This window comes from Streptomyces sp. NPDC001348 (genome assembly GCF_053597535.1).
The window spans coordinates 22,522-47,981 of the sequence record NZ_JBSFIK010000040.1 but is presented as its reverse complement, the minus strand read 5'-3'; the positions used below and the strand labels follow the sequence as shown (position 1 = coordinate 47,981).

The window sequence follows — 25,460 nt, the reverse complement described above, 5'->3', positions numbered from 1 at the left end:
GCCACCATGGCGACGGGGGACCGGGTGCCCGGCCGCTGGCGGCCGGTGCTCCGTGAACGACCCGTGACCGTCGTTTTTCGGCCAGACGCGGATACGGAGCAACCCTCCCCTTGTGGTGGCACCGGATTGGTGCGCGAGGCGGGACAACGTGCCGCCCGCGTCGCGAAGTTGGCCGATGTCCGTCGGGTGGATGTCCGGAACATGTCGGCGGCGGTGGAAGGAATTCTTGGAAGAGCGAGGAAAAAGGGACGGAAGGGGAAAATCGCGGATTTCTCCGCCGGGTCGCCGGCTTCGGCAATGCCGGTGGTGGAGAAAAGCCCGTGCTGCCGGCCGGTCACCCTCCCTACACTCACGATGCGTCGCGCGCCGCAACCGCGGGTCCGCGCCGTCCATGACGGGTCGACAGGTGAGGGGGGCAGTGCCGTGCGTGACCGTTCCGCCGCCGCTCCCCGTTCCCGGTACGAGGTGATCCTCGTGTCCTCGTCCGCCCGGTGCCCGCAGCGCGGCCGGCACCGGAACCCCGTGGCACACGGCTGACACCTTTCGCATTCGCCCGCCGCATCCGTCACCTTGGTGACCACCGGACCCCCTCGGCGGCCGATCGGCTGTTGCCTGCCCGGGAATCGCGCCGCCCATTCCGTATCCCTTGTATCCCGCGAAAGGCATCGGGCCATGCGCACCGCACCCCGTCCGCACTCTGCCGCCCGGTCGGCCACCGTCCGCAACATCGGCATCCTCGCCCACGTCGACGCCGGCAAGACCACGGTCACCGAACGGATCCTGTATGCGACCGGCACCACACACCGGCGCGGCGAGGTCCACGACGGCACGACCGTCACCGACTTCGACCCCCAGGAACGCGACCGCGGCATAACGATCTTTGCCGCCGCGGTGAGCTGCGCCTGGGACGGCCACCGGATCAACCTGATCGACACACCGGGACACGTCGACTTCGCCGACGAGGTCGAGCGTTCGCTGCGCGTCCTCGACGGGGCGGTGGCCGTGTTCGACGCCGTGGCGGGGGTCGAGCCGCAGAGCGAGTCCGTGTGGCGGCAGGCCGACCGGCACGGCGTACCGCGGATCGCCTTCGTCAACAAGCTGGACCGGGCGGGCGCCGACCTCGACGCGGCCGTGGCGTCGATCCGCGAGCGTCTGCACCCGGCACCGCTCGTCATGCAGTTGCCGATCGGTGCGGAGGACACGTTCACCGGCGTGGTCGACCTGGTGCGCATGCGGGCACTGGTCTGGCCCGACGACGGCGACGCGGCCGCGGAGGGGCCGGTGCCCGAAGCGCTGCGGGAGGAGGCGTGGCGGCGGCGCCGGGCGCTGGAGGAGACCGTGGCCGAACTGCATCCGGCGGCGATGGAGGAATTCTGTATGCAGCCGACGGTCGACACGCCGCAATACCGGTCGACGGTGTCCACGCCCACCCTCGTCACCGCCCTGCGCGAACTCACCCGCACCGGGGACGGCCTCGTCGTCCTCTGCGGCTCGGCCTACCGCAACCGCGGCGTCGAACCGCTCCTGGACGCGGTGGTGGCCTACCTGCCGTCCCCGCTGGACGTCCCGCCCGTGCGCGGCACCCACCACGGAGCCGAGCAACTGCGCCCCGCCGACCCCGAAGCCCCCTTCGCCGCACTGGCGTTCAAGGTGAACGCGACCGCCACCGGGCGGCTGACGTACCTCCGTGTCTACTCGGGCACGATAGAGAAGGGAGACACTGTGCGGGACACGGGTACGGGGTGCACCGAGCGGGTCGCGCGGATCCTGCGGGTGACGGCCGACCGGCACGCCCGGCTGGACCGGGCGGTCGCCGGGGACATCGTCGCCGTGGCCGGACCGAAGTCCGCCCGGCCCGGTTCCACCCTGTGCGATCCGTCCGCTCCGCTCGTCCTGGAGCCACCGGCGGTCGCCGACCCGGTGGTGTCGGTGGCGGTCGAGGCGCGCCGCGGCTCCGACACCGGCCGTCTCGCCTCCGCGCTGGCACGGCTCGCCGAGGAGGATCCGTCGCTGGTGGTGCGTACCGACCCCGAGACCGGTCAGACGGTGCTGTCGGGGATGGGCGAACTGCACCTGGAGGTCGCGGTGGAGAAGATCCGCCGTGAGTCGGGGCCCGAGGTCACGGTGGGCCGTCCCCGGGTGACATACCGGGAGACCGTGGCCGGCGGGGTGTCCGGGCTGGTCTTCCGGCACGTCAAACAGGACGGAGGCGCAGGGCAGTTCGCGCATGTGGTCCTCGACGTCGAGCCACTGACGGCCGAACCCGGCGGTTGCGGTTTCGAGTTCCGCTCGGCCGTCGTCGGCGGCCGGGTGCCGCAGGAGTACGTGCGTGCGGTGGAGGCCGGCTGCCGGGACGCCCTGGCCGAGGGACCTCTCGGCGGTCACCCGGTGACCGGGCTGCGGGTGACGCTGACGGACGGGTCGACGCATGTGAAGGACTCGTCGGAGACGGCGTTCCGCACGGCGGGCCGGCTGGGACTCCGGGACGCGCTGCGGGCATGCGCGATGGCCCTGCTGGAGCCGGTCGCCGAGGTCACGGTCACCGTGCCCGAGGCCGCCGTCGGCGGTGTGCTCGGCGACCTGGCGGCACGGCGCGGCCGGGTCACCGGCTCCGAGTCCCGCGCCGGCGCGGTGGTACTCACCGCCACCGTGCCACTGGCCGAACTCTTCGGCTATGCCACGCGCCTGCGCAGCCGCACCCAGGGCCGAGGCACCTTCACCGCCCGGCCCACCGGTTACGCACCGGCCCCGGCGGTGACAGCGGCGCGGTAGCCGGCCGAACCGTGGGTCACGCCACGTCTCCTGACAGGCGTGGCGTGACCCGTCTTCGCAATCAGGCCGTCCGAGTGCGGGGCCCCTCCGGTAGCCGACCCCGCCTCGGAGCAGGGGCCAGGTACGCTTGATCGCATCGTCATAGCGGCCCGACGGGCTTCCGCTCCGCCTCGGCGGGGTCTCGAAGGACATGCCCCCACCCGCACGAGTGAGTTCGTGCTGCCTGGGGGAAGTCCTTGCTGTTCCGCGAGTCCGCAAAGACCATCGCCGCGAGAGCGCTCGACAGTTCGCTCTACCTTCATCTCACCGAACAGTTCGCCCACATGCACGGCCACCGACCCAGCGCCGGTGAAGTCCGCTCCTGGGAACGGAGCATCCCCGCCCTAACCGCCGCGCTGAACGACGCGGGCCTTGGTGAGGTCGAGGTGATGTTGGAGTACGCGCTGCCGTTGAACAGCAAGCGCGCCGACGCCATCCTCGCGGGAGCGCACCCTGTCACGGGCGAACCGTCTTACGTCGTCGTCGAGCTGAAGCAGTGGAGTCAGGCGGAGCCGGACGAGGACGACCCGGCGCTGTGCCGGATCGACTCCTACGCACACCCGGTCCTCAACCCCATAGAACAGGTACGCCGCTACTGCGAGTACCTGGTCAACTTCAACGGCGCGGTGGCCGAACGCCCGGGCAGGGTCAGCGGCGTGGCCTATCTGCACAACGCCACGGAATTTGGCGTGGGCGGTCTCCGGGCGATCGAACTCGACAATGCCGGTCAGTTGTTCACGGCTGAGCAGCGTGGCGAGTTCATCGACTACCTGCGGGCCAAGCTCAGCGACAAGGTGCCTGGAGCCCGCGCGGCCGACGAACTCCAGTCGGGCAGAACGGTCCCGTCGAAACAGCTGATGTCCGTCGCAGCCCAGGAAGTGCGCGAGCGCGAGCAGTTCGTCCTCCTGGACGAGCAGCAGGTCGCGTACCGCATGGTGCTCAACGCGGTGCGCAAAGCCAAGCGGTCCAACCACAAGGAGGTCGTGGTCGTCACCGGCGGCCCCGGCACCGGCAAGAGTGTCATCGCTCTTTCCCTGCTCGGCGAACTGTATCGGCAGGGCGTCCCGGCCCTGCACGCTACAGGCTCTCAATCGTTCACCAAGACGATGCGCAAGGTCGCGGGCACGCGCAAACGCGAGGTGCAGGACCTGTTCAAGTACTTCAACAGCTTCATGGCGACCGAGCAGAACTCCCTCGACGTCCTGATCTGCGACGAGGCCCACCGTATTCGTGAAACCTCCGCCAACCGCTACACACCGGCGGCCCAGCGAACAGGCAAGCGGCAGATCGACGAGCTCATCGACGTAGCCCGGGTCCCCGTCTTCCTCCTCGACGAACACCAGGTGGTGCGCCCCGGCGAGATGGGCACGGTGGAAGACATCGAGGCGGCCGCGGCGGCCCAGGGCCTCGAGTGTCATGTCGTACCGCTGGAGAGCCAGTTCCGCTGCGGCGGCAGCGACGCGTATCTGCGGTGGGTGGTGCGCCTCCTCGGCCTGCAGCCCGGTGGGCCGGTGGTCTGGGAACCCGACGACCGCATGCAGCTGCTGGTCGCCGACAGCCCCCAGGAGATGGAGGCGTTCCTGGAGGCCCGCCGAGCCCAGGGCTATGGCGCCCGCATGTCGGCCGGCTACTGCTGGCCCTGGTCCCCGGAACCCAAGCCCGGCGCCCCCCTCCCGGCCGATGTCGTGATCGGCGACTGGGCCCGCCCCTGGAACCTCCGTGGTGAGCGCTCGGTCTCCGGGGCTCCGCCGTCCGCACTGTGGGCCACCGACCCGGCCGGCTTCGGCCAGGTCGGCTGCGTCTACACCGCCCAGGGCTTCGAGTACGACTGGTCCGGCGTGATCCTCGGGCCCGACCTCGTCTGGCGCGGCGACCGCTGGATCACGGACCGTACGCGGTCCAAGGATCCGGTCTTCAAAAAGACGACCTCCGACGCCGACGTGGACCGCCTCATCCGCAACACCTACAAGGTGCTGCTCACCCGCGGCATGGTCGGCACGATCGTGTACTCGACGGACCCCGAGACGCGGAAGAAGCTCTGCGAACTCGCGGGCAGTCAGACGGAGCGTGAGCCCGCCATGGGATGAACGGACGACAGTTGGCTCGGCCTTCCTGACTCTCATGAAGAGCGAGTCCGGATTGCTGAGAGTCGCGGACTTCGGCTGGAAACCAAACACGGCGTGAATGATTCGGTCATGAAACCTGCGCTTCACGCCGACATGAGGCGCGCTGTTCTTCGACCAACAGCGGTGCTTCCCAAGATTATCCGTACAGGTTGCGGCCCGACGGGCTTCCTCAAGGACACGCCCCCACCCGCACGAGTCACTCGTGCTCTGGGGGACCCCTCTCGTGTCCATGCTCCTGCTGAAGTTGACGGCGCAGGACTTACTCACTCTGAACGCAAGGCGCCGCATGGTGCCCCATCTGGCCGCAAGGTGGAAACACTTCCGTGGCACGGACGCCTCGGAGAGCGAGCGCTCCGCTTGGGCGGAGAGCTTGGTGAGTCTTGCCAACGATCTGGTCGCGGCAGGTCGTGGCAATGTGGAGATGATCGTGGAATGCGCCGCCACGCTCGATGAGAGCGAACGTCCAGGTGGCCCACGGCTCATCGACGTCGTACTCGTGGGCCAACACCCGAAGGAGCGCCGACTGTCGGTGGAGCTCGTGGAGCTGAAACGCTGGTCGACGGTGACCAGGGTTGAACAGGCCACGGCGGAGCTGGTGCAAGTACCGGGAATGGACAACAAGAAGCATCCAGCTCTGCAACTGCGCGAGTACTACGATGCGTTCAGGAGCGAAAGAGGGCCGCTGCACGGTTACGACTTCGAGTGCCGTGGTTTCGCCTACTTGCACAACGCCACTGACGCATCCGTGCGGCCTCTGATCGACGTGGACGCACCCACGGGCGCTTATGCCCGTGTGTACACGAACGACAGACGCGACAGGCTCATGGCCGACCTTCGGACGAGCTTTGCGGAGGAAGGCAGTGCCTCCGCCGCCGAAATACTTCTGCGCGGCATGGGCCTGCGCAACACACCTCTTCTCGACGCCATGATCTGGTCACGTGGAGAGGACACGGTGTTCACTCTGCGCGGGCGCCAGAAGGAGGTAGCCGACCAGATCCTGGAAACGGCTTCCAAGGTCCTGCCAGATCCATTGAATCCAGCCCTGATACCAGACGAGCGCCGCGTTGTCTTCCTGGTGACAGGCGGTGCCGGCACCGGCAAGAGCGCGATCGGTCTCCAGCTCAAGGCGGAGCTGGAAGCACAGGGCAGGACCGTCAAGTACGCCAGCGGCAGCCGGGCGTTCAACGGCGCGATCCAGGAACATGTGGGATACGGGGACCGGGAGTTCAGGGAGACCTTCACCTACTTCAGCAGCTTCGTCACTCCACCGGATCCACCTCTGGACGTGCTCATCTGCGATGAGGCCCACCGCTTGCGGGACCGCTCGACCAGTCGCTTCTGGAAACCCGAGCAGCAAGGCACCCAGCCCCAGGTGGACGAGCTTCTCGACGCCTCTCGCCTGACAGTGTTCTTCCTCGACGAAGGCCAGTCCGTGCGGCCGAACGAAGTCGGTACCGTCGACCTGATCAAGGATGCGGCGCGACGGCACAACGCTCACGTGGCACAGTACGGCCTCCGCGAGCAGTTCCGGTGCGGCGGCAGTGATTCCTACATCCGCTGGGTCCGCGACGTGCTCGGTGTGTCGGACGCCGGGCCGTGGCAGTGGCGACCCGATGGCCTGATGCACATCGAGGTGGTGGACACCCCGGAGGATCTCGAACAGATCATTCGCACCGAAGCCCGTGCGGGCGCCTCGGCGCGCATGGTCGCCGGCTATTGCTGGCCCTGGACGAAACCTCTGGGTGATGAGAAACGACTTGAGGCGGACGTGCGCATCGGCGACTGGCACCGTCCGTGGAACGCGGACAGCGACAGCTTCTGCGAGAACGACGCACCACCGGCGAAGATATGGTCCGTACACGAGAACGGGCTGGATCAGATCGGCTGCGTGTACACGGCGCAGGGTCTCGAATGGGACTGGTGTGGCGTGATCATGGGTGAGGACATGGTGCGACGGGGCGATCGGTGGGTGTTCCGCCGGGGGAAGGAACGCGAGGACCCGGACTCGGGCGTCAAGCGTGTCGCCGTACCCGGGTCGTTCGATCCGAAGGTGAAGGCCGGCAGCGTCGACGACCAGGAATTCGCCCGTCTTGTCCGTCATGCCTACCACGTACTGATGACCCGGGCGAGCCGTGCCACGGTGCTCTACTCGACGGATGAGGAGACACGGGCCTACCTGAAGAAGGTCGTGGGCGAAGTCGAGATCCACGGACTGCGCCCCACGTGGGAGAACCTTCCCAAGGAAGCACGCGTGCCACATCTGCCCAGGCCTCGGCGAGGACGACGGAACCGTGGACGGCGGCAGAAGTCGGGCGGCCAGCAACCACCTGAGCTGCGGCTGTTCTGACGCATGGTGCTGAGATGCGGAGTGGCGGGCTCTCCGGGCCCGCCACATGCCTGCGTCAGAAGAGCAGGTGCGCTGCCGCGTTCAGAGCCGCAACCACAAGATTGGCAGCGACTCCTGCCGCGACGTCGACCAGCATCGTGCGAAGCCAGATACGACGCGCGGACTTGTACTCGACGGGATTCATGAGTGACCACTCCTCGGCATGAGCTGGGAATGGCAGGGATCGCCCTACCGGGCATCCGCACTCACACCGCGGGTAACACGCGATGGAAACCACTCGCCAGCCGCGGCAGAGGACCGGCACTGAACGCCGCCGACGTACCCTCCGGGAAGGTGCGCAGCGAGGAACACACTAGTGCAGAACCGAGTTGGGACGCGTCGCTTTACGGCCAGGGCCGGGCCTGGGGTGCGTATGACCGCCGGAGTCGGGTCGACTTCAGTAGCGTGTCGTCACCAGCGCAGTCCGCACGACAAACAGGGGGAACCTCGTGAAGCTCACCTATGTCTGCTTCGAAGGGACACCGGACGAGCTGGACGCGTCCGAGTTGGCTCGCCACCTCTTGTCGAACCAGTCGGGATCGGCGGCCACTGCCAGCCGGGAACCCTCGGTCACAGTGCATCCCGACAGTGACGAGGAGGTGGATTTCGGATGGCTCATCGAGGGGGAGGTGCCAGGGGTCGCGGAGGAGGGCCAGGAAGCCGTGAAGGAGCAGCTCGCCTTCAACCCCGCCGCCCAGCAGTTCATCGACTTCTTGACGGAAGCGGTCTCCTGGACGAACGTCGGGGTCCACGGCATCAAGCGCAAGACGTGGCAGGAAGGCGACCCGCTCGACTACACCCGCTACCTCCGGCTCCGCCGCAAGGGCAGCCAGTACGGAGGCTTCGCTTACGCCTTCCCCTCGACGGGGGTGGTCAACTTCCGGTTGCAGCATGGCGAAGCGATCGAGAAGGTGGCCCCTGACGCCTATCCGCTCACGACAGGTCACCATCAGTACAGGGTGAACATCCACATCCGCGACGCCGAGACGCTGAAGCAGGCGCTCGGCCTGGCTGAACTTGCGTACGACGCTACATGATGCCCCGTATGGCCAGTTTGAGGCATCCGTCCCATAGTCCCGTCCTTCACCGCCCCTTTTCATGTCACATGCAGGGACTAAGATCTGCGAACAGGGTCTGACCATGGGGAACGGTGGCCCTCGAAAGACACGACGAGTGGGGACAGGCATGCGGGAAGGCCGGTGGGTCACGGTCACCGAGTCCGAGTTCGATCATGAACGCCGCGGCCTGGAGGCGATCCGGGAGAAGCTGCCGGACTCCGACCCCTGGCGCGCCTGGTCGAACTTCACCTTCACCGCGAACACCGGTCATGTCCGCGAGGTCGACCTGCTGGTCGTCGCCCCCGGCGGCCTCTGCATGATCGAGCTGAAGGACTGGCACGGTTCGGTCACCTCCGAGAACGGCACCTGGGTCCAGACCACGCCCGGCGGCCATCGCCGTACGCACGGCAACCCACTGCACCTGGTCAACCGCAAGGCCAAGGAACTGGCCGGCCTGCTCGCGCAGACCGGCGGCAAGCGGGTCTGGGTCGCCGAGGCCGTCTGCTTCACCGACAACAGCCTGCGCGTACGGCTTCCCGCCTACGACCAGAACGGCGTGTACAGCGTCGACGAGCTGGTCGAGATGCTCAAGCAGCCCCCGCGTGACGAGCGGCGCCGCATCACCGCGATCGGCTCGCGCGAGATCGCGGCAGCCCTGAAGAACATCGGCGTCCGCAAGAGCGACGCGCAGTACACGGTCGGTCCGTACGAGTTGGAGCGGAAGTCCTTCGACTCCGGCCCCACCTGGGCGGACTACCTCGCCCGCCACAGCGACCTGCCCGAAGCCGCCCGCGTCCGGATCTACCTCAGCGAGCGCGGCTCGGACGCCTCGCTCAGGCAGTCCGTCGAGAACGCGGCCCGGCGTGAGGCCGCGGTGCTGGGCCGCTTCAAGCACCCGGGCGTGGTGGAACTCAAGCAGTACTTCCCCTCCGGGCATGCCGCCGGCCCCGCCCTGATCTTCGACTACCACCCGGACACGCTGAAGCTGGACGAGTACCTGGTCCAGTACGGCGAGAAGCTCGACATCCTCGGCAGGATGGCGCTGGTACGCCAGCTCGCCGAAACCATGCGCTCGGCGCACTCCAGCCGCATCCACCACCGGTCACTCGCCGCCCGCTCCGTACACGTCGTCCCCCGGCCGCGCGGCAGGAAGGGCCAGGCCGTCGGGGAGGAGGCCGCCTGGCTCAGCCCGCGGCTCCAGATCTCCGACTGGCAGATCGCCACCCAGCGCAGCGGCGACTCCTCCCAGGGCCAGGGCATGACCCGCTTCGCGCCGACCGCGCTGTCCGCCCAGCACGTGGCCGACGACGCCGACGCCTACCTCGCCCCCGAACTCACCGCCCTCAACCCGGACCCGGTCTACCTCGACGTGTACGGGCTCGGCGTCCTCACCTACCTGCTGGTCACCGGCAAGGCCCCGGCCGCCAGCCAGGCCGAGCTGCTGGCCCGCCTGGAGGCGGGGGAGGGCCTGCGTCCCAGCTCCCTGGTGGACGGGCTGTCGGAAGACGTCGACGACCTGGTGCAGGCGGCGACCGCCTATCGGCCGGGCCAGCGCCTCTCCAGCGTGGACGAGTTCCTGGAGCTGCTGGAGGTCGTCGAGGACTCCCTGACCGCTCCCGCCCCGGCGGCCACGGGTACGGAGGGGTCCGGCGAGGAGAACGGGTCCGTTGCCGACAAGGACCCGCTGGAGGGCGTCGCCGGCGACGTGCTGGCCGGCCGGTGGGAGATCCGTCGCCGCCTGGGCACCGGCTCCACCAGCCGTGCCTTCCTCGTCCGCGACGTCCAGGCCGAGGCCCGCAAGACCCGCCCACTGGCCGTGCTCAAGGTCGCCCTTTCCGACAACCGCGGCGAGATCCTGGCCCGCGAGGCCGAGGCCATGGGCCGCCTGCGCCCACACTCCGGCATCATCCGCCTCGTCGAGCCCGAGCCGCTGCACATCGGCGGCCGTACCGTACTGGCGCTGGAGTACGTCGGTGACGAGCGGGACGACAGCGGCCAGGGCCCGGAGGCCGGTAGTCGTCCGCGCCGCCGCGAGGAGACGGTCTCCCGCCAGCTCCGCGAGAACGGCCGCCTCCAGGTCGACCAGTTGGAGGCGTACGGCGACTATCTCTTCGGCGCCGTCGACTTCCTGGAGGGCGAGGGCGTCTGGCACCGTGACATCAAGCCGGACAACATCGCGATCCGTATCCGCCCCAACCGCACGCGCGAACTCGTCCTCATCGACTTCTCCCTGGCCGGCTACCCGGCGAAGAACACCGACGCGGGCACCGACGGCTACCTCGACCCCTTCGTCGACGTCATCACACGCGGCTCGTACGACTCGCACGCCGAGCGGTACGCCGTCGCCGTCACCCTGCACCAGATGGCCTCCGGCGAGCTGCCCAAGTGGGGCGACGGCAGCCTCCTGCCGCGCATGACCGACGCGAAGGAGTGGCCGTACCCGACCATCGCGGCCGAGGCCTTCGACCCGGCGGTACGGGACGGGCTCGTCGCCTTCTTCCAGAAGGCCCTGCACCGCGACGCGAGCAAGCGGTTCCCCGAGCTGAAGCCGATGCGGGACGCCTGGCGCAAGGTGTTCCTGGACGCGTCGCAGACCGTCCCGTCCAGCCATCGCAGCCGACACCCGGCCGCTGCGACTGCGGGCGAGGGTACGCCTGCGGAGGTCGCCGCCGCCGGGATCGCGGACGCCGAGCCGGAGACCGCCGAGCAGCAGCGCGACCGGCTCGCCGCCGAGGTCACCCGGGACACCCCGCTGACCGTCTCCGGTCTCACGCCCGCCGCCCAGTCCTTCCTGTACGGCTTGGGCATCACAACGGTCGGCGAGTTGCTGGACTACAGCCGGCGCAAACTCGTCAACGCCCCTGGGCTGGGTGCCAAGACCCGTAACGAGGTCCAGCAGCGGCAGCGGGAGTGGGGTGAGCGGCTGCGCGAGATCCCCGTCTCGCCGCTGACGCCGAAGGGGCGGGCGGAGGCGAAGGAGGAGCTGGAGCAGCTCACGGCCGCCGAGTCGGCTGTCGCGGGACAGCTCGCGACGGGGGCGGCGGCGGGCGCGCTGTCCCCCCGCACCCTGCGCTCGGTCAGCCTCGACACTCTCGCCACCGTCTTCGTGCCCGCCGTCAACAACAACGGCTCCAACCGCAACAAGGCGGAGATGGTACGGCTGTTGCTGCGCCTGCCGGACGAGCACGGTGTGCTGCCCGACATCGGTGTCTGGCCCAAGCAGAAGGACGTCGCCGATGTGCTCGGCCTGAGCCACGGTCGTATCCCGCAGATGCTCAAGGAGGAGCGCAAGCGCTGGAAGGCCGAGCCTGCGGTCGAGGCGTTGCGCGAGGAGATCATCGACCTGCTGGAGGGCATGGGGCGGGTCGCCTCGGCGGTGGAGATCGCCGACGCGCTCGCGGTCCGGCGCGGCACGCACCTCGCCGGGCGTGAGCAGCGACGTGCGATGGCGTTGGCGGCTGTACGGGCTGTGGTCGAGGTCGAGCAGCTGCTGCCGCAGGAAGCTGAGTTCCAGCACCAGGCGAACCGCAAGGCGACGGACGAGTCCCTGGGCGCCGGCCTGCTCGCCCTCGACGTGCGCGAGAACGACGGCCCGGACACCCCGACCGCGCCGGGCCTGCTGGAGTACGCGACCCGGCTGGGCAAGACGGCGGATCGGCTCGCCAGGTTGGACACCCTGCCGACGGCGGCCACTGTGCTGGCCGAGCTGGGAGCGTTGACGGTCCCGCCGGGTGCGGTGGACTGGGACGAGCGGCGCATGGTGGAGCTGGCGGCTGCGGCGTCGGTGAATGCGGCTGCCACTCCGCGCCTGGAGATCTATCCGCGCGACTTGCCGCTCGTACGGGCGCTGCGCCTCACGCAGGCCGGGCTCGTCCGCTGGATTCCGGGAGTACCGGAGGGTCGGCAGCCCGGCCTGATGGGCGAGGACGTGCACGAGCGGGTGCGGGCGCGCTTTCCTGAGCTGGTCGTGGTGGATGGGCGCGGTGGCGCCGGTCATGAACTGCCGACCGGTGGCCCGCTCACCAAGGCTCTGCGGGACGCGGGCTTCGAGCTGTCGCTGAGCATGCGTGAGGACACCGGGACGCTGCGCTACCTGCCGACGCGGGTGGACGACGCGTCCAGCTACCTCACGACGGGTGCGTGGCGGCAGTCGACGCGGGCGGGGGCGGTGACGCGGTACGCCGACGACCCGGAGCTCGCGGGCGCCGTGCGGGCGGAGGAACGGCTGCTCGCCTCCGCCCGCCGGGACGGCTACCGGGTGCTGACGGTGCGGCAGCAGTTGGTGCGGGACGCGGTGCGGGAGCTGGGCGCGGAGCGGCTGGGCGCGGCTGCGGTGTCGGTGACGGAGCTGTTCCTGGAGGCTCTGCACGGACAGGTCACGCCGGGGACCAAGCCCACCTGGGAGACCTTGCTCAAGGCGGATGCTGCCGAGCCGGGTTCGAAGGGTGCGGTGCGGTTCGCGGAGTACGCGCGGACGGCGTGGGGCTCTGTGGAGCCCCGGATCGTGGAGCTGCTGGGTAACAGTGGCGGCGGTGGTCCTGTGCTGCTGACGGAGGCCGGGGTGTTCGCGCGGTACGACGCGATGGGCGTCCTGGACCGGCTGGCCTCGGCGGCCCGGTGGGGCGGGCGGGGGCTGTGGCTCCTGGTCCCGCAGAGCGACCCCTCGCGCGAGCCCCGGCTCGGGCAGGTGGCCGTGCCGTACCAGGCCGGCCTGGGGGAGTGGATCCAGCTTCCGGACACGTGGGTGGGCAACGCCCATCGTGGGTCCGGTGAGGTTGTGGCAAGTGGTGTCGAGGGAGACGTCAAGTGATCGACCGCAAGGCTCTGTTGGACGACCTGAAGCAGCAGGTCAAGGCGGTCGAGACCGACCTCGGGCGACAGGTGAAGGCGCTGGGGGATGTCGGCGCGCGGCTGAGGGCCGAGTACGACCAGGCACGCAAGCTCGGGCGTACGGCGGCGACGTGGAACTCGTGGCTGGACGAGCGGGTCACGCAGGTCGCCGTGGCGTGGGTGCTGGGGACTGTGTTCGTGCGGTTCTGCGAGGACAACCGGCTGATTCCGGAGCCGTACCTGACGGGGCCGGAGGGTGACCGGCGGGAGCTGGCGGAGTCTCGGTACGACGCGTATGTGGAGTCGGACGAGAACCCGACGTACCGGGGGTGGCTGGAGAAGGGCTTCGAGGAACTGGGGCAGGGGCAGGCGGGCCGGCTTCTCTTCGACAAGCGGCACAACCCGCTGTACCAAATCCCGCTGTCGCATGACGGTGCGCGGGAGCTGGTCGAGTTCTGGCGGGGGAGGGACGAAGCGGGTGTCCTCGTCCACGACTTCACCGACCCGCTGAATGAAGACGGTACGGAGGGGTGGGACACGCGGTTCCTGGGGGATCTGTACCAGGACCTGAGCGAGGCTGCGCGGAAGACGTATGCGCTGCTCCAGACGCCGGAGTTCGTGGAGGAGTTCATCCTCGACCGGACGATGAACCCGGCGGTTCGGGAGTTCGGGTACGAGGAACTGAAGATGATCGACCCTACGTGTGGGTCGGGGCACTTTGTGTTGGGGGCGTTTCGGCGGCTGGTGCGGCTATGGGCGGAGAACCAGTCGGATAAGGACGTGCACGAGCGGGTAGCGGCAGCGCTGAAATCTGTGCACGGTGTCGATGTCAATCCCTTCGCTGTGGCCATCGCTCGATTCCGGTTGCTGGTTGCAGCGATGGCTGCGGGTGGAGTGCGGACGATGGAGGAGGCCGCGAAGTACGACTGGCCGGTATATCTGGCGGTAGGAGACTCGCTCATCAAGTCCCGCCGCTCCCAGCAGGGCAACCTGTTTGGCGGGCTGGACGAGCAATTCGTGGACGAGTTGGCCGAGTTCAAGTATGCCACGGAGGACGTAGATAAATACCCGGACATCCTGCGTCCAGGGCGGTACCACGTCGTGGTAGGAAACCCGCCTTACATCACGGTGAAGGACAAGAAGCTAAGCGAACTGTACCGAAAGCTTTATCCGGCATGTGCGGGCAAGTACGCGCTATCGGTTCCGTTCGCTCAGCGGTTCTTCGAACTGGCCAAGCGTGGGGACACTGAGGGGCACGGCTATGGAATGGTCGGGCAGATTACGGCCAACTCCTTCATGAAGCGGGAGTTCGGCACCAAGCTCATCGAGGGGTACTTCGGACACGCGGTGGAGCTGACCGAAGTCATTGACACCTCGGGTGCCTATATTCCGGGGCATGGGACGCCAACGGTCATTCTGGTGGGCAGGCAGCGGGGCGGCGACGGGCGATCGCCGGTTATTCGGACCGTTCGAAGCGTGCAGGGTGAGCCGTCTACTCCGGACAATGCCGAGGAGGGGCTGGTCTGGCAGGCGATTGTGGAGCAGATCAACAAGCCTGGTTCGGTGAGTCAATGGGTCTCTGTGGATGACTTGGACCGCAAGAAATACTTCGGTAAACAGCCCTGGATCCTGGCTGCTGGTGGACTAGAACTAGTAGAAAAAATTGGTTCAGAGTCGAATTCGCTCCTCAAGGTCAGCGTTGCAAGGATCGGCCCCTACGGGATCATTGGAGCCGACGACGCGATGACGGCTCCTGGGCACGCATTCAGGCGTTTCGGAGCCGAAGGTGCGTACGTTAAGCGTATTGTGGCTGGCACCGAAGTGCGCGACTACGTCTTTGATCAAGGTGACCATGCGATTCATCCGTACGATGAGAAACGAAATCTTGTAGACCTGGCGAACATGCCAGTCATTGCGAATCGAATTTGGAGTGCGCGCACGGACCTAGGTGATCGCTCCACATTCTCTGGTGGGACGTATTTTAGCGACGGGCGCCCATGGTGGGAGTGGCATCAGATCCCTAAGGATGCGGATACTCATCCATGGTCGATTCTCTTTGCGTTCGTGGCTACTCATGCCAATTTTGCCCTCAATAAGGGGGAGAAAGTTTCGAGCCGTACCGCCCCTGCCATTAAATTGCCGAAGGCTGCGACGGAGGAGGAATACCTGCGGCTGCTCGGGCTGCTCAATAGTTCTACTGCTGGTCTCTGGCTTAAGATGGTGAGTCACAGTAAAGGAACCGAAGGGCATCAGTCGGGCATCAAGACAGAACTCTGGGAGCAATTCTATGAGTTCACCGGTACCAAGCTTCAGGAATTTCCCCTTCCTGTCAGCTACCCCACCTCGCTGGCTACCGCCCTTGATACCCTCGCCCACCAGCTGTCCGCATCCAGCCCCTCCTCCCTCGCGGCCGAGTCCACACCCACCGCGTCCACCCTCCGTGAGGCCAAGGCGGCCTGGGAGTCCACCCGAGCCAAGATGATTGCCCTCCAAGAGGAACTGGACTGGCAGGTCTATTCGCTCTACAGCCTCCACGCGGAAGACCTCCGCGTCTCTGAGGACCCCGGCGACCCCAACATCCCTCAACTCGCCCTCGGCGAGCGCGCCTTCGAGATTGTCCTCGCTCGCCGCGTAGCCGCAAAAGAGGCCAGTGACGAGTGGTTCAGGCGGCACAACTCCACGCCCATCACGGAGATCCCCGCACACTGGCCCGCTCCCTACAGGGAAATCGTCCAGAAGCGGGTCGACGCCATCGAGTCGAACCGTGCCATCGGCATGGTCGAGCGCCCCGAGTACAAGCGCCGCTGGGCTACTGAAGGCTGGGACGCGCTTCAGGAGAAGGCCCTGCGCTCCTGGCTGCTCGACCGTATGGAGAACCGCGACCTCTGGTTCGACGAGAACGGCCAGCCCACCATCCTCACCCTGGCACGTCTCACCGACGCCCTTTCGCGTGACGAGGACTTCGTCTCCGTGGCCAAGCTCTACGCGACCCGCAAGGAGCTTGCGAAGGTCGTCACCGAGCTGGTCACCGAGGAGCACGTGCCGTTCCTCTCCGCCCTGCGCTACAAACCCTCCGGGCTGAAGAAGCGCGCTGACTGGGAAGAGGTCTGGGACCTCCAGCGCAAGGAGGACGCCGCTCCGGACGAGCTAGCCAAGCGGAAGATCCGGGACTCCATCCCCGTGCCGCCGAAGTACACCTCGGCCGACTTCCTCCGCCCGTCCTACTGGAAGGCGCGCGGCAAGCTCGACGTGCCGAAGGAGCGGTTCATCTCCTACGGGCAGACCAACGCCGCCACGCCCGAGCTGTACGGGTGGGCCGGCTGGGACCATCGGGAGCAGGCGCAGGCACTCGCCACGTACTTCACCAACACCGCGCTGTCGGCCGAGGAGATCACGCCATTCCTCGCTGGCCTGCTGGAACTCCAGCCGTGGCTGTACCAGTGGCACAACGAGTTCGACATGCTCTACAGCGGCTCTCCGGCGAACTTCTTCGCCGGTTACCGCCAGCAGATGCAGGGCACGCACGGACTCACCGACGACGACCTCCGCAACTGGCGGCCCCCGGCCGCAACTCGAGGCCGTCGTGCTGTCGTGAAGTAGCCGGAGATGACTCGGTGTTGTGCCCGTACGTCGATGCCGAGTCTGCCGGATGGGGGCCCACCGCGTGCGTTTGCGGACGGCCTCCCTTCGGTACGCGCAGTTCCGCCCAGACCGTCTTGCCAGGGGCGGTCGGGCGAGGGGTGACACCCCAGTCGTCCGCGAGGGCGGCGACGAGATGGAGGCCGAGGCCGGACTCGGACAGGGGGTCCGAGGTCTGGGAGGTGGGCGAGGGCTGTTGCTCGGCGCGGGTGTCGGTCACCTCAATGCGGAAGGTGTCCTCGGCCAGGGTGAGTTGGACGTGGAAGTCCCGGCCGGGGACATGTCCGTGGCGTACGGCGTTGGCGGTGAGCTCGGCCGTGATGAGGGTGAGCGTCTCGTTGGCCGGTGTCGTGTAAGGGTGGCCCCAGTCGTTCAGGCGGTGCGAGACGAGTCTGCGGGCGAGACGCGCACCGCGTGGGGTTGAGGTGAACCGCATGGCGAACTCGCGTGCGGGTGCGGGGTGCTGTGGCATATGCCCGTTCGGGGGAGTTGCTGACTTCATGCAGTCAACGGTCGTGGACTCTGCGTAGCGTTGAACAGAAGCGACCTGCTGACGGTGCGGGCTGTACATGTGGGCAGTGCGCTTGTACGTGGTGTTGGGCGTGACCGGTTTCCGGGCCGTGCGTTGGGCGGGGGCGGGGCGGGGGCGGGTGACCCTGGTGGTCGTACGGGAGGAGCTGCGGCGTGGGCGACGAGGTTCGGCAGCCGGAGTACGAGGTTGGGACGGGCGTGCTGTGCGTGTTCGGGCGGCAGTTGAAGCTATTCCGGGATCGCGCAGGGCTTGACCGCGCCAGGCTCGGGTCACTGACGGGGTACTCGGCCTCGACGATCGCTTCCTTCGAGCAGGCGAGACGTATTCCGCCGCCGAAGTTCATCGACCAGGCGGATGAGGTGCTGGAGGCTGGTGGGGTGTTGAGCGCGAGCAAGGAGGAGGTGGCTCGGGCTCAGTATCCGGCGTTCTTCCGGGATGCGGCCAAGTTGGAGGCCGAGGCGCTGGAGCTTCATGTGTACGACACTCAGTTGGTCAATGGTCTGTTGCAGACCGAGGAGTACGCGAGAGCGGTGTTTGCCATGTGGCAGCCGCTGCTGGACGAAGCGCTCATCGAGCAGAGGGTGGCCGCACGACTGGCCCGGCAGGAGATCTTCTCTCGACACCCGGTGCCGCATCTGAGCTTTGTGATCGAGGAGGCTGTCCTGCTCCGGCCGCTCGGCGGGGAGGCCGTCTGGCGAGGCCAGTTGGAGCATTTCAGGTTGGTCGCGGAGAAGCGCAACGTGGTGATCCAGGTGATGCCGTTGTCTCGCCAGGAACATGCGGGACTCGCTGGCCCGTTCACCTTGATGGAGACCAAGGATGGGCGCAGGATGGCGTACACGGAGGTACAAGGCGACAGCCGTGTCCACACGGAGCGTCTGAAGGTGCGAGAACTTGAGCGTACGTACGGGATCCTTCGCGCGCAGGCTCACACTCCGACAGAATCGTTGGCGTTGATCGAAAGGTTGCTGGGAGAGAGATGAGCGGGGAAAAGGCCGGGCCTGACACTGATGGTCTGGAGTGGTTCAAGAGCAGCTACAGCGCCGGTGACGGCGGCCAGTGCGTTGAGGTTGCGGCCGGGATCGGCGCCGTCTACGTCCGCGACTCGAAGGACACAACCCGCGCCGCCCTGGCCGTAGAACCCACGGCCTGGACCGCGTTCATCGAGTTCGCGGCCCTCTGACAGGGGCAGAGCCCTCGGCAACCGTGTGCTTGCCGAGGGCTTCCCTATGTGTCCGTCTCGCGTAGGGCCTGACCCAGCCGACGTAAGCCTGAGGGGCAAGGGTGGCAGGTGACACCGCGCACCCAACTCGGCCGCACAGACCGCACCTTGCGGTCGATCCCGCCTGCGAACCGTCACTCACATGAGGGAGCCCGAACTGAGTGGGCGCAACCAGGTCCACTGGAGGTCAGAGCTACTGTAAGTTCCTGCTATGAATCAGGGCAAAGTGAGCGAGACTCCCGAGTCGCGATTCTCCGCGGTGCTGGTGGGCGCAGCCAGGCTTCCGGGCGTGCGTATTGACAGGGAGGCGTACCTCCGGAGGGCGCTGGCACGTTATTGCTCCGAGGACGAGATCCGCATAGCCATAGAAGAGACCCCCGCGGCGGCGAGTATCCCGGTCGACCTTCTGGACAAGGCGGCCAACGACTCCATCCGCTACGAAACCACCAAGGCCAGCGCTCTCTCCGCCGCTGCAGGGCTACCCGGTTTCATGGCCCTTCCCGCCACCGTGCCCGCCGACATGGCCCAGTACTTCGGCCATATGCTGCGTATCGCGCAGAAGCTCGCCTACCTCTACAGCTGGCCCGATCTGTTCTCCGACGGCGGCGATGACGTCGACGACGCGACCAAGGCGGTGCTCACGCTGTTCTTCGGCGTGATGTTCGGTGCCCAGTCGGCGAACGCCGCTGTGGGGAAGGTCGCGGGGATCATGGCGGAGCAGGTCGCCAAGAAGCTGCCTCAGAAGGCACTCACCCAAGGTGTCGTCTACCCCATCGTGAAGAAGGTCGCGGCCTACATCGGCGCCGACATGACGAAGCAGACCTTCGCGAAGAGCGTCTCGAAGGCCATCCCCGTCGTCGGGGCCGCTGTCTCTGGCGGTCTCACCTTTGCGACCTACCGTCCCATGGCCAAGCGGCTGAAGAAGCACCTCTCCGACTCGGAACTGGCGAGGCCGAGGCACCGAGTAGTGGTTGTGGAAGCAGAGGAAGTGCACGAGTCCTTCGTCGCGGAACACGCTGAGAGCCATGCCGCGGACGGAACTGCCGTCACGGCAGAGGGCCCCTGATCCTCGTAGTTCGCCCGCGGTGAGGGGCGGTGGGGGAGTCCTTGTCCCTCCCCCTCTGCGTGACCGTTTCCCGCGCCGTGAGGTGGACGGCCGGCGTCGGCCGTCCCGCTCGTGTGCGTGTCGGTGCCCTGATCACCGGGAGCCAGCCGCGCCCGTCCGCATACCGGAAACTCTGGGCGGGTCGAGTGGCAGGATTTCCCGGTCGAAGAACGCGTGAAAGCCCTCGGCGCGCTCGTAAAGCGCGTCGAATCCACGGGAGGTTTCCCGGATCAGTTCCCGGTCTGTGAAACGGTTGGCGCCCGCCGCGTTCCCGTCGTCGTCGTAAACGACTTCGTACATGACGGCGTCCCCGAGAATGACTACCTCGGGAGCCGGACGGTTCTTCTCGATGTCCCTGATTTTCCGGGCGTCGAGTACCTTGATGTCGTCACCCTGATCCACCCGCACGCGAAGCACGAACATCTCCCACTGCACGTACGGTGTGACAGGAAATTCCACGACACGAAGGCGACGGTGCGAAATTCCCAGCCGGGCCGCTTTCTGGATTTCCTGCGCGTAGTCGTCGCGCCTCTCCTCGGCCAGGGACAATGCTCGTGTCCAGTCGCCGGCGGCGAAAGCCTCCCAGCTGGCGAAGCCGCGCTCCTTGAAGTGCTGTCCGCGTTCGAGCTTGTTCAGGAAGTCGATGCCGCTGGCGTAGGCCCGGCCGAAGTCCTCGTGGTACGTGGGGCGATCCATACGCTGGGAGACGCCGCCGGGGAAGGAATCAAACACTGGGGATATCCGGCTTCGCCGCGACGAGCATGTTCCGTGGGATGACGACGAGGCGTTCGTCCGAGCCGATCGAGACCCCGTCGGGCAGATTCTTGCCGAGCGACTGGGTGAGGTCTCGGCCGATCACGGCAATGTCTCCGTTGGTGAGTTCCCAGATGTCCGGGCAGTCAGGGGTACCGGTTGTGTTCCCGAGTTCCTGCGGTGATTTCCCCAAGCGTTGTTTGAAACTGGTGTCCGGATCGGCTTCCCATGGCCTGGTCATCTTCGTCTCCCCCTCAGTCGGCTCGGGTGTGTCACTGTAGCGTGCACCCAGGGTGCCTGACCATGTGTTGGACGCGGGTGGTGAGGGTAATGGCGTGGATTGACTCATCCTTGTCCGACGCCGTTCAGGAGTGAGATGATATTGGTCGGGAAGAAAATCATGTAAACGCCTGGCAGGCGGGACGTTTTTTCTGTGCTGTAGGGAATATCGGCGAATGGAGGGGTGCAAGTGGACCCGGAAGTGACCTCACTAGCACAGAGCGCGGGAACCACCTTGGTCACGTTGATGGCGGCCGACGCCTGGCACCGCACGCGGGACGGACTCGTCCAGCTCTGGCGCCGCGTGCAACCCGAGCGTGCCGAGACCGTGGCCGCCGAGTTGGAGGTGGCTCGCGAGGACGTTCTGGCCGCCACGGCGGCCGACGACCACGAGACCTTGGACGAACTGCGCGCGCAGTGGCAGGGGTCGGTACGGCGGCTGCTCGTCGCCCGGCCCGCCGCCAGAGAGGAATTACGCAGGCTGCTGGACGAACTCGATCCCGGCGGCTCGGCCGCCCGGCAGATCACCCAGCACGCCACCGCGTCCGGCCAGGGCCGGGTCTACCAGGCGGGACGAGACCAGCACATCGCCGAACGATGACGGGCGGGATGGACGGTCACGCCGAGGACCAGGGACGTGTCTACCAGGCATCGGGGGACCAGCACATCAACGAGCATCACCATTACGGCGGTGACGGGCCAGGGCCCGGTGGGCCGGACTCGGTGCGCCGCCCGGCAGTGGGGCGGCCTCCCGTCGTACTGCGCGACCGCAACGAGGTGATGGAACGCCTGCGGGCGAGTGTCGAGGCAGAGCGCGGTGGCGAGGTCTACGTGCTGTACGGCATGGGCGGATCGGGCAAGACAGCGGTCGCGTACACCCTCTTCCAGGAGATCGCCGACGAACAGTGCCGGGTGGCTCTGTGGGTCAACGCGGCCGACCGTGCGAGCCTGCGGGCCGGCATGCTGGCCGTCGCAGCCGACCGGGGAGCGGGCGACGGCGAACTGCTGGCTGCCCGCAACGGTCTCCGTCCCGCAGCGGATCTCGTCTGGCAGTATCTCGACCGCTCCGCCGAACCTTGGCTGCTGGTCCTCGACAACGCCGACGAGCCGGAGATCCTGCGGGACGGCAGCTGGCTGCGCACCAGCCCCCGCGGCATTGTCCTGGTGACCACTCGGCGAGCAGCCGCCCGCTGGTGGCCAGGGGCCGAACTGCAGCACATCGGTGTACTGCCGCGGGAGGATGCCGCACTCGTGCTGTGCGACCTCGCCCCGCGCAGCGGTACACCCGAGCAGGCGGCGCAGATCGCGGACCGTCTCGGGCGGCTGCCGCTCGCCCTCACCCTGGCGGGCGGTTTCCTCTCCCACCAGGTGCTCGACCCCTGGACGATGGATGCCTACGAGCGCCATCTCGACGAGGACGAACGAGTCCAGCTCATCGACCGAGGAGCTGACGCCTTGTCCCAGACGGACCCACGGCACCTGGTCGGCCTGACCTGGCAGCTGACACTCGACACGTTCGAGGCGCGCGGGCTGCCTGAAGCGGCGGCCCTGCTGAGGCTCCTGGCCAGGTTCGCTCCGGAGCCGCTTCCGCTGTCCCTGCTCAACCAGGCCGACATCAGCGACGTCCTGCCCCGCGCCCGTACCGAAACAGCACTGAGAGCCCTGCTCGACCAGTCGCTGACCGAACTGGTCGACGTCGGCGTGCGCTGCGCGCAGAGCCATGGAGTGCTGCTCGACAGCGTCTCGGCGGCGACCCCCGCGGAACGGATGCCCGTACTCGACAGGACGGCCGTCCGGCTGCTCGACGCCGCTGTTCCCGGCGTACCCGACGCGGGCCCCCACGATCCGCGGCTGCGAATGCTGGTACCTCATGCGCTCGCCTTGCTGCGGCGCATCGGTGAACCGTCGGCTCTGGCCGATGCCCTGGCCGTCGCGACACGGCTGTCGGTCGCCCTGCACCGTACCGGCGACTACCTCTCGGCCTGGGAGACCTCCCGTACCGCGGCCGACCTCGCACAGCAGCTGCTCGGCGCCGATCACCGTCTGGTACTGGCTGCCCGTTCCAGGGCCGGCCGGGCGCTGTTCCGGCTGGGGAGGTACGCCGAAGCCGAGTCATCGCTCAGCGATGTCCGAGCTGCCCAGGAGAGACTGTTCGGGGCTGAGGACCCCGACACCCTGGACAGCGGCTACGGCCTTCAGCTCGTGCTGGCGAACCTCGGCAGGCGTGAGGAATCGCTCGCGCTCCTCAGGGCCACCGTCACCGGCCGGCGCACGGCACTGGGCCCTGCGCATCCGCTGACCCTGCGCGCTCGCGCCAGTCTGCTGGAGATGTTGCTGGCCGCTGAGGTGGTCACCGAAGAAGGCGGAGCGCTGCTTTCACTGCCGGCGGAATGCGCTCGGCTCCTCGGCCCCGATCACACGGTGACTCTGGGCGCCGGACACAACCACGCCTGGGCGCTGTACGTTCTGGGCCGATTCGACGAAGCCGACGAGGAAATAGGGCTGGTCGCCGAAGCGTATGTGCGGCGCTTCGGCCCCGAGTACCCGATCGTGCTCGCGGCCCGGCAGCTTCTCTCCCGGACCCGGTCCGCGCTCGGCCACGTGGATATGGGGATCGAGCTGATGACCGATGTCGTCGCACGACGGGAACGCGACCTGGGCTCCGAGCACCCCTTCACGGTTGCGAGCCGTCGACTTCTGGACGAGTACCGATCGGGCCGATGGCGTCCGCCGCAGCCTCCTGGCCGATGACAGCGACGTGCTTCGATCCGGGCTTGGCTGGAATGGTCTCTGCCGCCATGGCAGGGCTCGTCGAGTCCTGTCAGAGCCCAGCTGGGCGAATCAGCCGAACGGCCCTTTCGTCGGAGGGAACTGCCATCGAAGGGGCAGCCGACACTGCGGACGCCGACAGTCTCACGATGCGGCAAGCGCCCCTTTGCCCACCTTGATCGGAACTTTGCCGCCCCTTTAACGGGATCGCGGCAGCAAACCGGCTCGGTGATCTACCGTCTTCGGGCCGGTCAGCCGACTCAGGGGGAGCAGAAGACGCCATGGGCGACCACAGTGACGGCAAGATACTCGACATCAAGATCGCCGTTCTGAAGGCGACGGCCCCGCAATTCCATACGCACAGCTCCGACCTGGCCAAGGCGCTGACCAAGCTCAAGACCGCTCTGGCGGCGGCCGGTTCGCCGTGGGGTGACGACGAACAGGGGAAGAAGTTCCACGAGTCCTACGGTCCGCACGTCGAGAGGATGGAGGCCGCCGCCGGGATTCTCGCGCTCGGCCTGGCCAGCATCGAAGCGGCCATGATCGACATGGCCGACGGTCACATCGACAACGAACTGCTGGTCCGCTCGATGTTCAGCAAGATCCAGCCCGCCCCGCACCACGGCAACGGGAGCGGGCAGTGAGCGCGGCCGACAAGGCCAAGGAGATCGTCCAGGACCTGACCGGCATGTGGTGGCCGGACGCCGACGAAGAGGGTCTGCGCGACGCGGCCAAAGCCTGGCGGGACTTCGCCGACGACCTGGAAGACGTGACGGCCGCCGCGAACAAGTCGGCGCGCGGCATCATCGAGCACAACAAGGGCGAGGCGATATCCGCCTTCGACGACCCGTTCTGGCGCCGCTACTACCACGACGGCCACGGCTGGCTCCAGGACATGATCGATGGCGCCCGCGACATGGCCAAGGCCCTCGACCAGTACGCCGACGTCGTCCACAAGGCCGTCAAGCATCTGGAACACGAGCTGGAGATCGTCGGCGCCACCATCGTCGCCGGCACCGCCCTCGCGGTCTTCACGCTCGGCATCTCCGAGGGCGCCGCGGCAGCCGCCACCGCCTCCATCGTGGAGCTGTCCGCCACGCTCGGCGTGACCGTGTCCACCGAGATCGCCACCATCGCCGGCACCACCCTCGCCACGGCCGCCATCGGTGGGCTCGAATCGATCACCGTCGACCTCGCCGTCACCCAGCCCGTCGCCATGGCCACCGGCGAGAGCTAGGGCCTCAGCCTCGACGAGGTGAGCGACTCCGCCCGCTACGGCATGGCGTTCGGCGGCGCCTTCGGAGCAGGTGGGAGCACGGCCCGAATCGTCGCCGAGAACGGCGGAATGGAGGGCCTGTTCAACGGCTTCCGGCTGAACAGCGCGGCCCTCGACGAGATGGGCAAGTCCCGTACGTGGAAGCTGATCCAGTCTCCCGACTCGAGGATTCCCGCCGCACCGGCGCGGCCCGGCGATTACGAGTTGGTCTCGGGTGACCCGGTCTACTTCGGCAAGAGCACCACCACGGTGGGCTACGACGAACGTACCCTGAACAACCTGCAACGGGTCGCCCGTGTCCCCGGCGTACACGACGTGATCGTCCACGGCACGGACAAGGGGGTGTTCGTACCCGGTCGTATCAATGCCGCAGGAAAAACCCTGACGGACTTCGAAGTTCACCCCAACCACATCGCGGATGCCATCCGCAGCAACCCCAACTATCACGGTGAGCCCGTACGTCTTGTCTCCTGCTATTCCGGGGCTGATGCGAAGCCGCCCGAGCTGCCCCTGGCCCAGTCCGTCGCCAACGAGCTCGGCGTGCCCGTGACCGCACCCACGAGCAAGGTGGGCACGTCCCCCGATCTCGGCCTCAATCAGATCCCCACTATCGGCAACAATGGCTACTGGCGCACCTACCTGCCCATGGCCCACTAGCGGCAGGCACACAGGAG

At 67.5% G+C, this 25,460-nt stretch carries 18 protein-coding genes; 14 read left to right on the top strand and 4 right to left on the bottom strand.

Annotated elements, in window-relative coordinates; genetic code table 11:
- Positions 1-672: 672 nt before the first annotated feature.
- The 3 genes from fusA (at position 673) to ACWC21_RS32300 (ending at position 7,284) form a co-directional block, all read left to right on the top strand.
- Complete coding sequence (gene fusA / locus ACWC21_RS32310) at positions 673-2,772, top strand: elongation factor G (protein ID WP_450886990.1); 2,100 nt, start codon at positions 673-675, stop codon at positions 2,770-2,772.
- Positions 2,773-3,008: 236 nt separating this feature from the next.
- Entirely contained in the window at positions 3,009-4,898 is a 1,890-nt protein-coding gene (locus ACWC21_RS32305) for a DUF2075 domain-containing protein (RefSeq protein ID WP_450886988.1), read from the top strand.
- 268 nt (positions 4,899-5,166) lie between these two features.
- The gene (locus tag ACWC21_RS32300) at positions 5,167-7,284 is read left to right on the top strand and encodes a DUF2075 domain-containing protein (RefSeq protein WP_450887044.1); all 2,118 of its coding nucleotides are present in this window, start codon (positions 5,167-5,169) and stop codon (positions 7,282-7,284) included.
- A gap of 55 nt (positions 7,285-7,339) precedes the next feature.
- Here the strand turns inward: ACWC21_RS32300 and ACWC21_RS32295 are convergent, their stop codons facing one another.
- Positions 7,340-7,468 (bottom strand): DUF6408 family protein, encoded by a 129-nt coding sequence (locus ACWC21_RS32295; protein ID WP_450886987.1) that lies wholly within the window; start codon positions 7,466-7,468, stop codon positions 7,340-7,342.
- 304 nt (positions 7,469-7,772) lie between these two features.
- Here ACWC21_RS32295 and ACWC21_RS32290 point away from each other — a divergent pair, with 304 nt between their 5' ends.
- From ACWC21_RS32290 to pglX, 3 genes are all read left to right on the top strand, one after another.
- On the top strand, positions 7,773-8,360 hold the full coding sequence (locus ACWC21_RS32290; RefSeq protein ID WP_450886985.1) for a hypothetical protein: 588 nt from the start codon (positions 7,773-7,775) through the stop codon (positions 8,358-8,360).
- 148 nt (positions 8,361-8,508) lie between these two features.
- Entirely contained in the window at positions 8,509-13,191 is a 4,683-nt protein-coding gene (pglW, locus tag ACWC21_RS32285; RefSeq protein ID WP_450886983.1) for a BREX system serine/threonine kinase PglW, read from the top strand.
- The gene (gene pglX / locus ACWC21_RS32280) at positions 13,188-16,811 is read left to right on the top strand and encodes a BREX-2 system adenine-specific DNA-methyltransferase PglX (RefSeq protein WP_450886981.1); all 3,624 of its coding nucleotides are present in this window, start codon (positions 13,188-13,190) and stop codon (positions 16,809-16,811) included. The genes pglW and pglX overlap by 4 nt, the downstream gene beginning before the upstream one ends.
- On the opposite strand, the gene ACWC21_RS32275 is transcribed toward pglX, so the two are convergent.
- Positions 16,741-17,322 carry an ATP-binding protein gene (locus tag ACWC21_RS32275; protein WP_450887043.1) on the bottom strand — a complete coding sequence of 194 codons (582 nt, stop codon included), beginning with the start codon at positions 17,320-17,322 and terminating at the stop codon, positions 16,741-16,743. The genes pglX and ACWC21_RS32275 overlap by 71 nt on opposite strands.
- A gap of 212 nt (positions 17,323-17,534) precedes the next feature.
- Between ACWC21_RS32275 and ACWC21_RS32270 the strand changes: the two genes are divergently transcribed.
- The 3 genes from ACWC21_RS32270 to ACWC21_RS32260 all read left to right on the top strand — a co-directional run bounded on the left by ACWC21_RS32270 (position 17,535) and on the right by ACWC21_RS32260 (position 19,670).
- Entirely contained in the window at positions 17,535-18,365 is an 831-nt protein-coding gene (locus ACWC21_RS32270; protein WP_450886979.1) for a helix-turn-helix domain-containing protein, read from the top strand.
- The gene (locus ACWC21_RS32265) at positions 18,362-18,565 is read left to right on the top strand and encodes a DUF397 domain-containing protein (protein ID WP_450886978.1); all 204 of its coding nucleotides are present in this window, start codon (positions 18,362-18,364) and stop codon (positions 18,563-18,565) included. The genes ACWC21_RS32270 and ACWC21_RS32265 overlap by 4 nt, the downstream gene beginning before the upstream one ends.
- A gap of 250 nt (positions 18,566-18,815) precedes the next feature.
- The gene (locus ACWC21_RS32260) at positions 18,816-19,670 is read left to right on the top strand and encodes a hypothetical protein (RefSeq protein WP_450886976.1); all 855 of its coding nucleotides are present in this window, start codon (positions 18,816-18,818) and stop codon (positions 19,668-19,670) included.
- A gap of 132 nt (positions 19,671-19,802) precedes the next feature.
- Here the strand turns inward: ACWC21_RS32260 and ACWC21_RS32255 are convergent, their stop codons facing one another.
- Both ACWC21_RS32255 and ACWC21_RS32250 read right to left on the bottom strand, forming a co-directional pair.
- The gene (locus ACWC21_RS32255) at positions 19,803-20,441 is read right to left on the bottom strand and encodes a DUF6879 family protein (protein ID WP_450886974.1); all 639 of its coding nucleotides are present in this window, start codon (positions 20,439-20,441) and stop codon (positions 19,803-19,805) included.
- Positions 20,434-20,703 (bottom strand): hypothetical protein, encoded by a 270-nt coding sequence (locus ACWC21_RS32250; RefSeq protein ID WP_450886972.1) that lies wholly within the window; start codon positions 20,701-20,703, stop codon positions 20,434-20,436. Before ACWC21_RS32250 ends, ACWC21_RS32255 begins: the two co-directional genes overlap by 8 nt.
- Before the next feature lie 228 nt (positions 20,704-20,931).
- Between ACWC21_RS32250 and ACWC21_RS32245 the strand changes: the two genes are divergently transcribed.
- The 5 genes from ACWC21_RS32245 to ACWC21_RS32225 all read left to right on the top strand — a co-directional run bounded on the left by ACWC21_RS32245 (position 20,932) and on the right by ACWC21_RS32225 (position 25,443).
- Entirely contained in the window at positions 20,932-21,342 is a 411-nt protein-coding gene (locus ACWC21_RS32245; protein WP_450886971.1) for a hypothetical protein, read from the top strand.
- Positions 21,339-23,492 (top strand): tetratricopeptide repeat protein, encoded by a 2,154-nt coding sequence (locus ACWC21_RS32240; RefSeq protein ID WP_450886970.1) that lies wholly within the window; start codon positions 21,339-21,341, stop codon positions 23,490-23,492. The genes ACWC21_RS32245 and ACWC21_RS32240 overlap by 4 nt, the downstream gene beginning before the upstream one ends.
- 299 nt (positions 23,493-23,791) lie before the next feature.
- On the top strand, positions 23,792-24,154 hold the full coding sequence (locus ACWC21_RS32235) for a hypothetical protein (protein WP_450886968.1): 363 nt from the start codon (positions 23,792-23,794) through the stop codon (positions 24,152-24,154).
- On the top strand, positions 24,151-24,747 hold the full coding sequence (locus ACWC21_RS32230; protein WP_450886966.1) for a WXG100-like domain-containing protein: 597 nt from the start codon (positions 24,151-24,153) through the stop codon (positions 24,745-24,747). Before ACWC21_RS32235 ends, ACWC21_RS32230 begins: the two co-directional genes overlap by 4 nt.
- Before the next feature lie 18 nt (positions 24,748-24,765).
- A complete protein-coding gene (locus tag ACWC21_RS32225; RefSeq protein ID WP_450886965.1) occupies positions 24,766-25,443 on the top strand; it encodes a hypothetical protein in 678 nt (225 codons plus the stop codon).
- Positions 25,444-25,460: the final 17 nt, after the last annotated feature.

What these genes read in the sequence shown, in the direction of transcription:
- fusA (WP_450886990.1), top strand. Translation starts at nt 673, where the DNA reads ATGCGCACCGCACCCCGTCCGCACTCTGCCGCCCGGTCGGCCACCGTC.
- pglW (WP_450886983.1), top strand. Translation starts at nt 8,509, where the DNA reads ATGCGGGAAGGCCGGTGGGTCACGGTCACCGAGTCCGAGTTCGATCAT.
- ACWC21_RS32300 (WP_450887044.1), top strand. Translation starts at nt 5,167, where the DNA reads ATGCTCCTGCTGAAGTTGACGGCGCAGGACTTACTCACTCTGAACGCA.
- ACWC21_RS32260 (WP_450886976.1), top strand. Translation starts at nt 18,816, where the DNA reads ATGAATCAGGGCAAAGTGAGCGAGACTCCCGAGTCGCGATTCTCCGCG.
- ACWC21_RS32240 (WP_450886970.1), top strand. Translation starts at nt 21,339, where the DNA reads ATGACGGGCGGGATGGACGGTCACGCCGAGGACCAGGGACGTGTCTAC.
- ACWC21_RS32295 (WP_450886987.1), bottom strand. Translation starts at nt 7,468, where the DNA reads ATGAATCCCGTCGAGTACAAGTCCGCGCGTCGTATCTGGCTTCGCACG.
- ACWC21_RS32265 (WP_450886978.1), top strand. Translation starts at nt 18,362, where the DNA reads ATGAGCGGGGAAAAGGCCGGGCCTGACACTGATGGTCTGGAGTGGTTC.
- ACWC21_RS32250 (WP_450886972.1), bottom strand. Translation starts at nt 20,703, where the DNA reads ATGACCAGGCCATGGGAAGCCGATCCGGACACCAGTTTCAAACAACGC.
- ACWC21_RS32235 (WP_450886968.1), top strand. Translation starts at nt 23,792, where the DNA reads ATGGGCGACCACAGTGACGGCAAGATACTCGACATCAAGATCGCCGTT.
- ACWC21_RS32275 (WP_450887043.1), bottom strand. Translation starts at nt 17,322, where the DNA reads ATGCCACAGCACCCCGCACCCGCACGCGAGTTCGCCATGCGGTTCACC.